General features: G+C 41.2%; 12 protein-coding genes. 5 read left to right on the top strand and 7 right to left on the bottom strand.

The annotated features are described in order from the left end of the window. Positions 1 to 339 precede the first annotated feature (339 nt). The 5 genes from AC21OG_RS06505 to AC21OG_RS06485 all read right to left on the bottom strand — a co-directional run bounded on the left by AC21OG_RS06505 (position 340) and on the right by AC21OG_RS06485 (position 4,455). The gene (locus AC21OG_RS06505; protein ID WP_487378020.1) at positions 340 to 1,485 is read right to left on the bottom strand and encodes an aminotransferase class V-fold PLP-dependent enzyme; all 1,146 of its coding nucleotides are present in this window, start codon (positions 1,483 to 1,485) and stop codon (positions 340 to 342) included. A 304-nt stretch (positions 1,486 to 1,789) separates the two neighbouring features. Further along, positions 1,790 to 2,260 (bottom strand): bacterioferritin, encoded by a 471-nt coding sequence (gene bfr, locus AC21OG_RS06500; RefSeq protein ID WP_486547612.1) that lies wholly within the window; start codon positions 2,258 to 2,260, stop codon positions 1,790 to 1,792. A gap of 59 nt (positions 2,261 to 2,319) precedes the next feature. After that, on the bottom strand, positions 2,320 to 2,808 hold the full coding sequence (gene bfr / locus AC21OG_RS06495) for a bacterioferritin (RefSeq protein ID WP_486547613.1): 489 nt from the start codon (positions 2,806 to 2,808) through the stop codon (positions 2,320 to 2,322). Positions 2,809 to 3,271: 463 nt separating this feature from the next. Next, complete coding sequence (locus AC21OG_RS06490; RefSeq protein WP_486547614.1) at positions 3,272 to 3,481, bottom strand: (2Fe-2S)-binding protein; 210 nt, start codon at positions 3,479 to 3,481, stop codon at positions 3,272 to 3,274. 317 nt (positions 3,482 to 3,798) lie between these two features. Beyond that, positions 3,799 to 4,455 (bottom strand): thiol:disulfide interchange protein DsbA/DsbL, encoded by a 657-nt coding sequence (locus AC21OG_RS06485; RefSeq protein ID WP_487378021.1) that lies wholly within the window; start codon positions 4,453 to 4,455, stop codon positions 3,799 to 3,801. A gap of 938 nt (positions 4,456 to 5,393) precedes the next feature. Here AC21OG_RS06485 and ubiG point away from each other — a divergent pair. The 4 genes from ubiG to AC21OG_RS06465 all read left to right on the top strand — a co-directional run bounded on the left by ubiG (position 5,394) and on the right by AC21OG_RS06465 (position 8,158). After that, positions 5,394 to 6,101, top strand: a complete 708-nt coding sequence (ubiG, locus tag AC21OG_RS06480; RefSeq protein ID WP_487378039.1) for a bifunctional 2-polyprenyl-6-hydroxyphenol methylase/3-demethylubiquinol 3-O-methyltransferase UbiG — start codon at positions 5,394 to 5,396, stop codon at positions 6,099 to 6,101. Positions 6,102 to 6,135: 34 nt separating this feature from the next. After that, entirely contained in the window at positions 6,136 to 6,843 is a 708-nt protein-coding gene (locus AC21OG_RS06475; protein ID WP_487378022.1) for an HAD family hydrolase, read from the top strand. 91 nt (positions 6,844 to 6,934) lie between these two features. Then, positions 6,935 to 7,729, top strand: a complete 795-nt coding sequence (locus AC21OG_RS06470) for a YciK family oxidoreductase (RefSeq protein WP_487378023.1) — start codon at positions 6,935 to 6,937, stop codon at positions 7,727 to 7,729. A gap of 162 nt (positions 7,730 to 7,891) precedes the next feature. Further along, a complete protein-coding gene (locus tag AC21OG_RS06465) occupies positions 7,892 to 8,158 on the top strand; it encodes a DksA/TraR family C4-type zinc finger protein (RefSeq protein ID WP_487378024.1) in 267 nt (88 codons plus the stop codon). Positions 8,159 to 8,380: 222 nt separating this feature from the next. Here the strand turns inward: AC21OG_RS06465 and ompR are convergent, their stop codons facing one another. Then, a complete protein-coding gene (ompR, locus tag AC21OG_RS06460) occupies positions 8,381 to 9,130 on the bottom strand; it encodes an osmolarity response regulator transcription factor OmpR (RefSeq protein WP_486547621.1) in 750 nt (249 codons plus the stop codon). Between the two features lie 320 nt (positions 9,131 to 9,450). Here ompR and AC21OG_RS06455 point away from each other — a divergent pair, with 320 nt between their 5' ends. Beyond that, a complete protein-coding gene (locus tag AC21OG_RS06455; RefSeq protein WP_487378025.1) occupies positions 9,451 to 11,994 on the top strand; it encodes a Tex family protein in 2,544 nt (847 codons plus the stop codon). A 102-nt stretch (positions 11,995 to 12,096) separates the two neighbouring features. On the opposite strand, the gene AC21OG_RS06450 is transcribed toward AC21OG_RS06455, so the two are convergent. Beyond that, the gene (locus AC21OG_RS06450; RefSeq protein WP_491185075.1) at positions 12,097 to 13,425 is read right to left on the bottom strand and encodes a saccharopine dehydrogenase family protein; all 1,329 of its coding nucleotides are present in this window, start codon (positions 13,423 to 13,425) and stop codon (positions 12,097 to 12,099) included. Positions 13,426 to 13,778: the final 353 nt, after the last annotated feature.

Below are 13,778 nucleotides of genomic sequence, written 5' to 3'. Positions count from 1 at the left end.
TCACTAAGCCTACTACAGTAGTACTTGCGCTCGGTTGCCTTGTATCTCATTTAGTTGCCAATGACTATATATAACAATACCAGTCTAACCTGAATTCGGGATAATCAACCTATAAAATTTGAATAAAAAAGCCAGCTATTAAGCTGGCTTTTGCACGGAGGTAATTAATCGAGACTTTTAAATTAAATCATTAATCATACCAAATCTAGAAACTAACCTATCGATGAAAGCAAGTCCAAACGCAACAAATCAAATGCTATTAATAGTCGAATTATTGAGCTTGACCGAGTCTCTCAAAGATAGGTTAATTTATAGAAAAGGTAGGGCATCGCTAGTCAATTATGCAGGATGAACTTTGTCTAACGTTTCTTTAAATCGTTCAACAGCACCATCCACATCCGTCAGCTTATCTAAGCCAAATAGGCCGATTCGGAACGTTTTAAAACCTTCTGGTTCATCCACTTGTAACGGCACACCCGCAGCAATCTGCATGCCTTGAGTAGCAAAAGCACGCCCTTTGTGCATCTCCTCATCTTGGGTATAGCAAACCACGACCCCAGGTGCTTGATAGCCTTCTGCGGCGACACTTTGAATACCACGATCTTCTAATAGATCACGGATACGATTTCCCAGTTCCCACTGAGCTTCTTTTAGTGTTTCAAAGCCTACTTCTTTTGCTTCAAGCATCACATCACGGAAGATACGCAGCCCGTCGGTTGGCATGGTTGCATGATACGCATGACCACCATTTTCAAAAGCTCGCATGATGGTGAGCCACTGCTTAAGATCTAAACTAAAGCTATCAGACTCTGTCGCTTCAACTTCAGCGACTGCCTTATCATTCATCATAACGAGGCCCGCACATGGTGTACTACTCCACCCTTTTTGTGGTGCAGAAACCAAAACATCGATATCCAGCGCTTTCATATCTAACCAGATACAGCCAGAAGCGATACAATCGATTACCAATAAGCCGCCAACGCTATGCACCGCATCTGCCAGCTGTTTAATATAGTCATCAGACAATATCATACCCGACGCCGTTTCCACGTGAGGTGCGAATACCAGCGCTGGCTTTTGCTCTTTAATAGCCGCTACAGCGTATTCAATAGCCACTGGTGCGAAGGGTTGTGGCGCGCCCTCTTCGGCTTCTGCCTCTACAGGATGTGCTTTTAGAGCGGCAACTGACTTGGCGATTTTTCCTTTTTCCAAAATTTGTGTCCAGCGATAGCTAAACCAGCCATTACGTATGACCATACAATCTTTATCAGTCGCCAATTGACGGGCAATCGCCTCCATTGCAAAGGTACCAGACCCTGGAACAATGGCGACAGCGTCTGCGCCATAGACTTCTTTTAAGTTGCTTGATAAGTCGATCATAACTTTCTGAAAAGCTTTAGACATATGGTTTAAAGCGCGATCAGTATAGACCACTGAATATTCTAGTAATCCATCTGGATCAACATGGGGAAGTAATGCAGGCATACCGACTCCTAATTTTATTTATATGAACTTGATAAGAACTTGTATATATTGGGTTATTTGTTCTGATATCAGCCAAAGTACTGGCTATTTGATGCCTACTAAGTATAGCCTTAACTCGCGTGCGAGTAAAACTTATCAAACCTTTTATCATGACACTATCGTCTTATATGACCCCTTGATACAAAACTAGAAACAAAACTAGTTAAATAGCTTGATACAGAACTAGATACAAAAAAAGACCAACTTATAGAAAGCTGGTCTTAGATAAAACTTATATTTCACTAAGCATATTAGTACAACAGAACTAGTCTTCAATCTTCTGTTGAATATAGTTTTCGATACCCACATCACGAATCAAGTCTTGCTGAGTATCTAACCAATCTTGATACTCTTCATTCCCATCTTTAAGACTGGTTAACAGCTTACGTGACACATAGTCCTGCTTTTGTTCACACAAAGTAATCGCATCGGCAATGATTTGGTATTTTCTATCTTCAAGTCGTAAGTCACATTCAATCATTTCAGCGACATTTTCACCAATTAGTAACTTACCATAGTCTTGTAAATTCGGTAGACCCTCTAATAGCAATATACGTTCGATTATTTCGTCTGCCCATTTCATCTCTTTAATTGATTGCTTATAGAACATCTCATTAAGCTCTTCTATGTCCCAGTTTTTTGCAATACGGGCATGCAAAAAATACTGATTAATCGCAATCAATGCTTGTCCTAACACCTTATTTAAGGCTTGGATAACCTCTTTATCACCCTGCATAATCTTCTCCACTTAGTCCATTTATCTAGTTTATTAGCTTCATATTGTTAGACTCGTATTTACGATTCGTCGTCTGATACGTCAGCTATTTGACTTTGTAGATAGTTTTGCAGACCGATCATATCAATTAAACGCAACTGCTGCTCTAACCAGTGCGCGTGGTCCTCTTCGGTATCTTCAAGTTGTTCCACTAGCATATCACGTGTGACATAGTCACGCTCCTGCTCACAAATTGCGATACCCTCTTTAAGATGCTGTTGTACTTTGTATTCAAGCTCAAGATCAAGTCGTAACATTTCAGGAACTGTGGTGCCGACTTTAATCTCATCCACCGACATATCAGGCTTACCGCCAATCATTAATAAACGGCGAATAATGGCTTGAGCGTGTTGAGTCTCATCATGCATTTCATGATGGATGCGATCATACAATTTGCCATAGTTCCATTCACCATACATTTCTGAATGGATAAAATACTGGTCACGAGCACCAAGTTCTCCACCCAATAGGAAGTTTAAATAATCTATTACTTTTTGACTGCCTTGCATACTATGTACCTTTTTTAATACCAATAAATTTATTCAATAAAACATGTTCAATTAAGGGGTGTCGAATCAACCCTAATAACCTCTGCTCTAATAATCTCTATAAGTCATTTAAATAACTAATTTAAATAGCTAAATGTTTACATAGCTGAATGTTTCCATAGCTAAATGAAACAAACTTAAATGTAATCAAACTCATATTCAATCTGATGATGTTATATAGCATAACAAAACTTAGAAAGATTCACAGTTGTCTTTAGAACAGAGAATGAAGGTGCAATCACGAATAAGAAACACTTGCACTTAAGCGCACTTAGGATTAACCGATAAAGAGAAACATACTAAGACCGAAAACATCAAGCCCTGTACATCAATCAGGAAGCCGCAAACCAAAAAAAAGTGCTTAACATTAAAAGGTTAAACACTTTATTTAATCAATCAATTAAGATAGAAAGGATTATTATGATTACACAGCATACGCCAATTGATTGACTACATCACGATCAATATTCATAGCATGATGGTCATCTATGAAGTCTTTAACCATTGGCTCACAGCAGCCACAGCAAGTTGCCACATCAAGGGTTTCTTTCAGTGCTTCCATAGAATCAATACCTGATGCCAAAGCGGCCTTAATTTGGCGGTCTTTCACATTGTTACATATACAAACGACCATTTCAGAATCCTTTTTTATCGTATTCCAGTGGTTACCAATACTCTATATGCTTCTGCTATTTTCGCCACACTCGCTAAGCATAGCTCGATTAACATTAGTAATTTAAATCATAATTATTTAATTTGTTAATACGTATGATAACGATAATAGTTCTTGTTTACAACATTTTTTTTGACTATTTTAAATTAATGAAACACCTTACAATATTTCAAAAAAAAGGACCAAGCAGCGCTTAGTCCTTACGAAAACCTGTATTCACAGGTGAAAATGGTTTGTTTTTTTAAAACAGCGTAATATCAGCTTATGAATACAGTGTCTTATTTACCTGCTTTTAAGTCAGTACGCACTTTATTCACGAGATAATTGACGACCTTGGGTACTTTCTCACTCTCACCTTGTACCACATATCTACCATGCACGACAACAGCAGGAACCCCTGTTAACTGATAACGCATAGCACCTGCTTTAGAGCGAGCTACCTTGGTGCTGACAGCAAAAGAGTTGTATAAGCTGTTAAATTTCTTTTGATCCAAACCTTGGCTGGCATACCATTTAGATAAAGAGCTTTGGTCAAATAAACGCTTATTGTCTTTATGAATAGCGTCGAATAGCTTATTGTGAGTTTGGCTTTGATATCCCATCAGTTGTGCTGCGTAAAATCCGCGAGCATTTGCCTCCCAAGTGGGGTTAAGCGCCGCTGGAGATTCTAAAAATACCACATCATTGGGTTTGCTCTTAGCCCATTTTTGCATATGCGGATTTAAAGCGTAACAATGTGGACAACCGTACCAAAAGAACTCACGTACGATGATTTTGTCACCACTAATTTTTTCTGGATTATCTAACACTCTATAGTCTTTACCTGCGACAAAGTTCTCTGCATTTGCTGGCATTGAGGCAAAACTAATAGCCGCTACTAATGAGGCTAAAGCAAAAGAGGGCAAACTAAAACCTCGTTGAGAATAAGACTTCATTGTAATTCCTTAAGAAAATTTTAAATATGAAGGGTTGGATTTAGGTTTTTCGACTCATTACCGATTCCCCGCTACTAATAAAAACAGCAAACTATTGCATACTGCGACTTAAATATAATGCGACCAATAGTATACAATTATGGTAATGATAACGTATTTGATTATAATACCGCATTTGACAAGGTTCTGTGAACTATTAGCCTTGCTAAAACCTTAATTAATGGTTTGACATGCGTTATTAAATGCTCACAACGTTTAATTTAGATACCCTTAAATCATATATTGAATTTTAAACGAATTTTAAATGATGAGAGCATAGATTTGATTTATGCTTTATTAAAAATAGTACGCTAGGATACAACTTAACCATCTTTTAGGCTTAACCAACTTTGAGACTTAACCGACCTTAGAAATTTAACCGACTTTGAGATAAGTGTAGTTACATCGAAATCTTTAATTTGAATAGCGTTAATATGCATAGCTTTAATTTACATAGCTTAAACTTACATAAAAAATTGTCATGTATATCGTTTTCTTTTTATATATTAGAGTCAATTTGACTAAAAATGTCTAAAAATCCTTTTATATTTTAATGCAGCCGAATAACTTAAGAGATACCCTATTTTCTTAAGCTAGCTTATGAAGCATGGTAAGATAGGGTCAGTCTCAATAATATCGAATACTTGTTTTGAATGCCTATGCGTTAATTATTTATCAAAGATGTTTTACCCAAAATCATACTTATAATATTATTTAGTTTAGGAAAGCACATGACTCAGATGCAAACAGATTTTAATGTCGAGACAGATACTCAGACTCCCCTCGCCGCTTCAAAGACCCCTAGCGTAGAAGACAACTCTCTAGACAACGATTTAGACAACTCTTTAGACAATAACTTAGACAGCTCTCTAGACAAAGATTTGGACAGCAATGTCGATATGAGTGAAGTCGGTAAATTTACGCAACTTGCCAGCCAATGGTGGGACAAGCAAGGCCCCTTCGCCACCTTGCACCAAATCAACCCACTACGGTTAAATTGGATTGAGGAAAATGTCAGTCGTTATATGGTAAGTGGTCTGACCGGTAAAAAGGTATTAGATGTTGGCTGTGGCGGTGGTATCTTAACCGAATCAATGGCGCGCCGAGGAGCTGATGCAACGGGGATTGATTTAGGAGTTGAAAACTTAAAAGCGGCCAGTGTCCATGCCAAGCAAAGTGGGTTAACTGACACCCTGAGATACCAGCATATTGCGATTGAGCGTCTGGCTAAAGAACAACCTGAAAGCTTTGATGTCGTGACGTGTATGGAGATGCTTGAGCACGTGCCAGATCCCAGTCAAATTGTACAGGCCTGCTTTGATCTGTTAAAACCGGGCGGCGTCTGCGTATTATCCACCATTAACCGTAACCCCAAATCATACCTATTTGCTATTATCGGTGCTGAATACGTCTTAGGGCTATTAGACCGAGGCACTCACGATTATGCAAAATTTATCACTCCCGCAGAGCTTGATAAAATGGCCATCTCTGCTGGATTTAATCGTTATGACTTAATTGGTCTGCATTATAATCCTATTACCAAACGCTATTGGCTGGCACAAAACGTCGATGTCAATTATATGATGGCAGTCGTTAAGCCCGCTTAACCACTACAACTAAAACATTAAAAAGTATAAAACTATGTCCACTCATTATATCAAAGCTGTCCTATTCGACTTAGATGGCACCTTAATAGATACCGCCGCAGACTTTGTTCGTATCATTAAGCGCATGTCAGATCAAAATGGCTGGCAAGTCCCCTCAAGTGACGCTATCCGCGAGCAGGTATCAGCAGGGGCTGGCGCTATGGTCCGCCTCATGCTTGAGTTTAATAGTCAGCCTATAGATGATGAGATGTTGGGGCAGTATCGTCAGCAGTTTTTGGACGAATATGAGGCAGATATCTGTGTCGATAGCGTCGTTTTTTCAGAGATTAATGCGTTACTAGCGTTTTATGATCAAAACAACATACCTTGGGGCATCGTCACTAACAAACCACGCCATTTAACGCTCAAGCTATTAGAGGCTCTAAATTTAGAAGAGCGTTGTACTGTGGTGGTTTGTCCAGATGATGTTCGTAATACCAAGCCTGACCCTGAGCCCTTATATTTAGCGTTAGAAAAGCTTGAGCTTCCTCGTGGTATTGCCAACAGTGTCATTTATGTCGGTGATCATATTCGGGATATTCAGGCAGGTGCAGCAGCAGGTATGACCACTGTATTAGCCAGTTACGGCTATATACCCCCAGAAGATCAAAAAGACTTGCATCTTTGGGGCGCAGACTATATCGTCAAATCCCCAAAAGACTTGGTTAAGCTGTTACGCTCCAAAGAGTTTGATTATCTATAAATGATTTATTAGGGCCTGTTGAACAGGTATTATCGCTATTAAAAGATAAGTTAATTTTAAAATTTAATATGACAACCAAAGTAGTATAATTATGACTGACGACGCTTCAAACGCTTTAAAAATCTTAAATCACGACCAAATTCGACACTTTATGCCAACGTCAAATTGCTTAGAAGGTAAAACCATCTTAGTCACAGGCGCAAGTGACGGTATCGGGCGAGTTGCCGCCTTAACCTATGCAAAATATGGAGCAACCGTACTGCTACTTGGGAAAACACTCAGTAAACTCGAAGCCGTCTATGATGAGATTGAAGAGGCGGGCGGTAAACAACCTGCCATAATGCCACTAAACCTTGAGACTGCTAGCTATAGCGATATGCAAAAATTAGCTAACCTGATTGAAACTGAAATCGGTGAATTACATGGTGTACTTCATAATGCGAGTGTTTTAGGCGCATTAACCCCATTAGAGATGTACGATATTGTGACCTTCGAGCAGGTCATGCGTGTGAATACAACGGCTACTTTTATGCTCACTCAAGTGTTGATGCCATTAGTTAAAGCGGTAAATAATGGCTCGTTTATATTTACCACCAGCTCTGTCGGCACCCATCCTAGAGCGTTTTGGGGTGCTTATGCTTTATCTAAACAAGCTGTCGAAGGGATGAGTGATATTTTAACTCAAGAAACCAAAAATACCACCAGCCTGCGCTTTAACTGTATTAATCCTGGTGCGACCCGTACCAATATGCGTGCCCATGCCTACCCTGGCGAAGATCCAATGTCGTTAAAGACACCGGAGGATATCATGCCTGCCTATGTGTGCTTGATGAGTGATGCCAGCATTGGGGTACGTGGGCAAGTCATCGCACTGCAACCCAAATAGCTTTCTAGGTAGATAATAGAATAGATCATTAGCCAGATAATTGAATTAAGAATTAAGTAGAAAATTAAATTAAAAAGAATATAGCTTGCTATCGCATATCCTTGAAATTATCTGCCCATGTCTCTATTTATATAATTTAGTTGTAGATAGATAGGAGTTGCTATGGCCGGAGGATGGGCGCGTGATGGCGCAGAACATGAGCAAATGGATGCTACTGTTAACGACGCCTTAGAGCGTGCTAGACGAGCGCTTCCGAAGGGGGACAGTCTAGAGTATTGTGAAGAGTGTGGAAACGCCATTCCTGAAGCACGTAGGCTGGCGCTGCCTGGCGTCGAATACTGTGTCAGTTGTCAAAGTGAGCTTGAAGCATACACTAAATCTCAAGAACTCTACAACCGCCGGGGCAGTAAGGACAGTCAGCTTCGCTAATGTCAGACCACTGCACTTCTACGTCATAATTAATACCTAGCCTTAATATTTATCTAAAGCTCTTAGGGGCTGTATAGAATAGAGTCAATTAACGTCAAGACGCATTATCTTAGGATAATGCGTCCTTTTTTTTAAAGGGATATAGATACTCTATTAAATCGTCCATTGGTAGGTTGAATAGGCTGTTAGCGCTTTAATCCTTCAATAAAAAGCTAACAGATACTATTCACTATCTTCCTCGTCAGGAACAAATACATAACCGACGCCCCAAACCGTTTGAATATATCGAGCTTGTGAGGGGTTGTCCTCAATCAAACGACGTAGACGGGAAACTTGCACATCAATAGAGCGCTCCATTGCGCCCCACTCACGGCCGCGTGCTAAATTCATCAACTTGTCACGAGTCAACGGCTCACGCGGGTGTTGTACCAAGGCTTTTAATACAGAGAATTCACCCGTCGTCAGCGTCACTAGGTTGCCATCACGCTTAAGCGTCCGCGTCGATAGGTCCAGCGTCCAAGGGCCAAACTGAACGACTTCGACTTGTTGTGACGGCGCGCCTGGCAGTTCACGGCTATGCCGACGTAAAACAGCTTTAATACGAGCTAACAACTCTTTTGGGTTAAAGGGTTTGGGTAAATAGTCATCTGCACCTGCTTCAAGACCCGCAATACGATCACTGTCTGAGCCTTTTGCCGTCAACATAATGATGGGGATATCACTATTGTCTTCACGCAAGCGCTTACAGATACTAATACCATCTTCACCTGGCAGCATCAGATCTAACACCACTAGGGAAAACAGCTCGCGCTGCATAAGCTTGTCCATTTGACTGCCGTCATGGGCGGTGCGTACTACAAAGCCATCATCTTCCAGAAAGCGCTGTAAGAGTGAGCGTAGGCGTGCATCGTCATCGACCACTAAAATACGGTGGGTCAAGCTATCAGTATTGTTTATTTTATTGTCCGACATACTTTGTATCCTTTTACTAAGGGTTTATTGAATAAAATACCCTTTAATCAGTTTATGCTTATTTGATTGGTTTTTTAGTTTGCACTTATTCATTATGACAGTCTATGAACTATTCATTTAGACAGTCTATTTCAAATCTATGTTATCTTTTAGTGTATAAGATTGTGACGCAAATTACACACCTAATACAGTGCAATGCTGTATGTGTTTGTTAATTAACCGTGTAAAAACCATAGAAATAAACAAAATAAGCAAAATCGTTTTTTATAGGTCAGCTTTTGCTATAATGCAAACCTCACTTACTTAAACTCGATACGGATATGACCCAAACCGATACTAACACTAACATCACCCCCACCAGTCAGAGCACTTCAACATTGCCGACTGATGTCACTGCCAACATTCATAACAAGCTTGCAAAAGAACTGGGCATCAAGCCTGCGCAAGTCAATGCGTTTGTTAAGCTTTACGACGAAGGTGCGACGGTGCCGTTTATCGCTCGTTATCGTAAGGAAAAAACGCAAGGCCTCGATGACAGTCAATTACGTGCTTTAGAGAAAGGCTTAAATTACGAACGGGATATGGCGACACGCCGTGCTAAGATTCTCGATCTTCTCCAAAGCCAAGGTAATCTAACAGAAGCATTGCAAGCTCGTATTGAGCAAGCGACATCTAAGCTTGAGCTTGAAGACATCTATCTGCCCTATCGTCCTCGTCGCCGTTCGTTAGCCGCCAAAGCGCGCGCTGCAGGCTTAGGAGACGTGGCGGATAATATTTTAAATAATGACATCGCACCACTTGATGCGCTAGCAAACTATACCTTGCCCGAGACTATTACCGATGATGCAGGCACGGAGATTGATGTTGACTTTTCAGATACTGAAAAGCAGCTTGCTGGTGTCGAAGCGATCATTATCGATACGTGGACGCAAGAGCTTGAACTGCTGGATAATCTACGTCAGGGATTTGCTAAAACAGCCACCATTAACTCGAGCTTAGCTAACGAAGATAAACGCGACGTTGGAGAAAAGTTTGCAGACTATTTTGAGCATAGTGAAAGTTTAGCACGTCTACCCAATCATCGCCTATTGGCTATGCTACGTGGTCGTCAAGAGAACGTACTGGTCTTAAAAGTTGACGGTGAAGATGCTCCTTTTGTAGAAAAGATTATTAGTAAATTTGAGATTGACGCAAAGCTACCTGAAGCGCGCCGTGAGTTTTTATTAAATGCGGCCAATAGCTTATGGAAAGACAAATGGCGCCCTCATTTAGAGCATCGCTTACTGACAGAAAAGCGTTTAACAGCAGAAGCGGATGCCATTGATGTATTTGCGAGTAACTTACAACACTTACTAATGGCCGCACCTGCTGGTCGTAAGGTCATACTCGGTGTTGACCCGGGCATTCGCCATGGTGTCAAAATGGCGGTTATCGATGCGCAAGGTCAAGTCATCTGGGATGACGAGGGCAAGCCTGCGACAGCGACCGTCTATCCATTTGCGCCAGACAATAAAATGGCCGAAGCGAAGGCAACTATTGCAGACTTATTGAAGTCTCATCAAGTAGATCTGGTAGCAATTGGCAATGGCACCGCCAGCCGTGAAACGGATGCCATGATCAAAGAGCTTATTGACGAGGACGATGCCATTACTGCCAAAGCAGTGGTAGTTAATGAGTCTGGTGCTTCGGTCTACTCTGCCAGTGAGCTTGCCAGCGATGAGCTTGCTGACTTAGACGTCTCAATACGGGGCGCAGTCTCTATCGCTCGTCGCCTACAAGACCCCTTATCAGAGCTGGTCAAAGTAGAACCCAAAGCCATTGGTGTTGGTCAATATCAACACGATGTTAACCAAACTCAACTCTCTGATAGCCTAGATAAAGTCACTCAAGACTGTGTGAATGCGGTAGGCGTTGATGTCAATACTGCCAGTCCTGCTATTTTGGCGCATATTGCCGGTCTTAACCGGAATGTCGCTCAACAGATTGTCAACTATCGTAAAGAACATGGCGCCTTTACCAACCGTGAGCAACTCAAAGATGTGCCAAGACTTGGCGCTAAAACCTTTGAGCAGGCTGCTGGCTTCTTACGTATCCGTGATGGCGAAGAGCCATTAGATGCCACGGGTGTCCATCCAGAAAGCTATGCATTGGTCAAAGAGATACTTAACCAGTCAGGTAAAGAGATTACTGAGGTTTTGGGTAATGATAGTGTCATTAATACTCTAGCCGTCGACGGTATAGAAGCGGCTAACGACGACAATATTAGCATTGCTGCCATCAAGCAAGAGTTGGCTAAGCCTGCTCACGATCCCCGCCCTGAGTTCAAAACGGCTCAATTCAGAGATGATGTGAACAGTGTGAGTGATCTTGAAGAGGGTATGCAGCTTGAAGGTGTGGTGACAAATGTTACAGGCTTTGGCTGCTTCGTGGATGTGGGCGTACATCAAGATGGCTTAGTGCATATCTCTGAGATGGCCAATGACTTCGTTGAAGACCCAATGAATTTAGTTAAGCCTGGCGATATCGTGAGCGTACGTGTACTGTCAGTTGATGAAAAACGCAATCGCATTGGCTTTAGTATGAAGTCTGAAAATGCCGCACCGGCCAAGCGTCGTTCTGAAAGCCCTAGCTTAGATGGCAAGCAATCTAATGATAAATCGACCTCTGCCAAACCAGAACACGCCGCACGTCGTTCATTTAAGGACAAGCCAAGATCGAATAAACCTAATGCGAAAGGTAAGCGAGATCATTCGCGTAGCGATAAGCCCAGACCTAGTCAATCTGGTAAATCGTCTAAGCCTAAAGCAGATGATAATAAAATTGGTTCATTAGGCGCTTTGTTAAAACAAGCGGGTCTGAAATAATCAATAGTTTATCGATGTACGATTAAGGTCTATAGACCTTAAATAAAACAAAGAGCCTCTAAAAAAAGAGGCTCTTTGTTTTATGTTTAATGGGATCATTTATTATTCAGTAGCAAGCTGTGAAAACTCAATTCCAGCATATTTTTCTAAGCGCTCGATTAAGGGCTCACCCATCGCAGATGCTGACGTCCAGAACCCACCGCCTACCTTATCTTTGGGTATATCCTGCAACAAACATAGCGCACTTTGCGATAGCATCTGACACGTACTGCCATACCCTGGGTCTTTATCACCCGTGACTTTTGTCTTAATCTTATGGTGTTTATTGGTATAGCCGAAGAATCGGATATCGAAATACCCATTGTCACGCTCTGATTGAGAAGGACCGTCTCCTGATTTAGGTAACACATGGTCATTCAAGAAATCACGACTGGGTTTAAACATCATGCCTGCAGCAAAGCCCGCAATCCCTGCAGTCATACCATAACTCATGAGACGTCCTTTTACGCCTGTTGGCATCCATACTGCTTCGTCATACTTAAAATCACGTCCATATTGATAATCACGCAATTGATTACTGCGATGCACAATTCGCGTATTGATGGTCGCCATAATAAAGGGTGCTAACCAATGGTCACTCTTAGCGTCCCATTGTGGCTTGCTGATATTGACTTGGCGAATATCGGGCCGTGAACTATCATCATTTAATAGATATGGATTTGACAACTGCTTGCGAAGCGACTTGTCTTTACCAACTGCTTCAAAAATAGTCGCCATTGAGGCTACTGTGCCACCTGACAAACCCCCTTTGGCTGCTTTTACGCGCATATTAATGGTATCGCAGTACTCTCCAAATTGCTCTTGAGCAAGCTTTTGGGTATATAATACGCCTAAGTCAGAAGGCAAAGAATCAAAACCGCAGGCATTCACAATACGGGCCCCTGACGCTTGCGCTGATTGCTGATATTTATCCATCATATCTTTAATAAAGATGGCCTCTCCGGTCAGATCAACATAGTCTGTTCCGTTATCTGTACAAGCTTTAATTAAAGGCTCACCATATTTTAAATAGGGTCCGACAGTGGATATAATGACCTGAGTTTGCGCTGTCATCCTGTCCAGACTTTCTGCATCTTCGCTATCTGCAATAATCGTCGCTAAGTTATCATTGCCAATATCTTTTTTGACTTGATCTAACTTATCTTGATTACGCCCCGCAATCGCCCAGCGAACAGAACCTGAATGAGGATTGTCACTTATAGCACTGCTATTTTCTGAGAGAAACTTTTGTAAATAAGCGGCACACAGTTGACCCACAAAACTAGTTGCTCCGTATAAAATGATATCAAACTGACGGCTATCATTTTCCTGTGGTTTATTATTAAGTGGATTGTCTTGAGGATTGTCTTGTAGGTTATCTGATACTTTCATTGTCTCGTTTTTATTAGTGGCTTCATTATTAGTAGCTTCCTTTTTATTGCTCGTGTCTTGTGTTGCTTGCACCTCTTGTACCTCTTTTTTATATGAATCTTTAGTCGTCTTTGTCTCGTGGTTATCCATGCGTCATACTCCCTTGGCGTCAGTTATAATTATCAAAGTTAGTTGTTAAGGTTATCAATCAAAGTATTGATTTAGACTTGTTCATTTAAGCACAGTTATTGTATTGACTAAACTACAGATTGTAAGAAAGATTCAATACCAAAAAGAGTATGCGCGTGCATAAAGGTGCTTCAAAAGGAGGTTATATGCCCTTTTTCACGGTATATTCATAGTTTTTTTAGGCG

The organism is Psychrobacter sp. CX5 (assembly GCF_057621535.2).
This window is presented reverse-complemented; position numbering and strand designations above follow the sequence as displayed.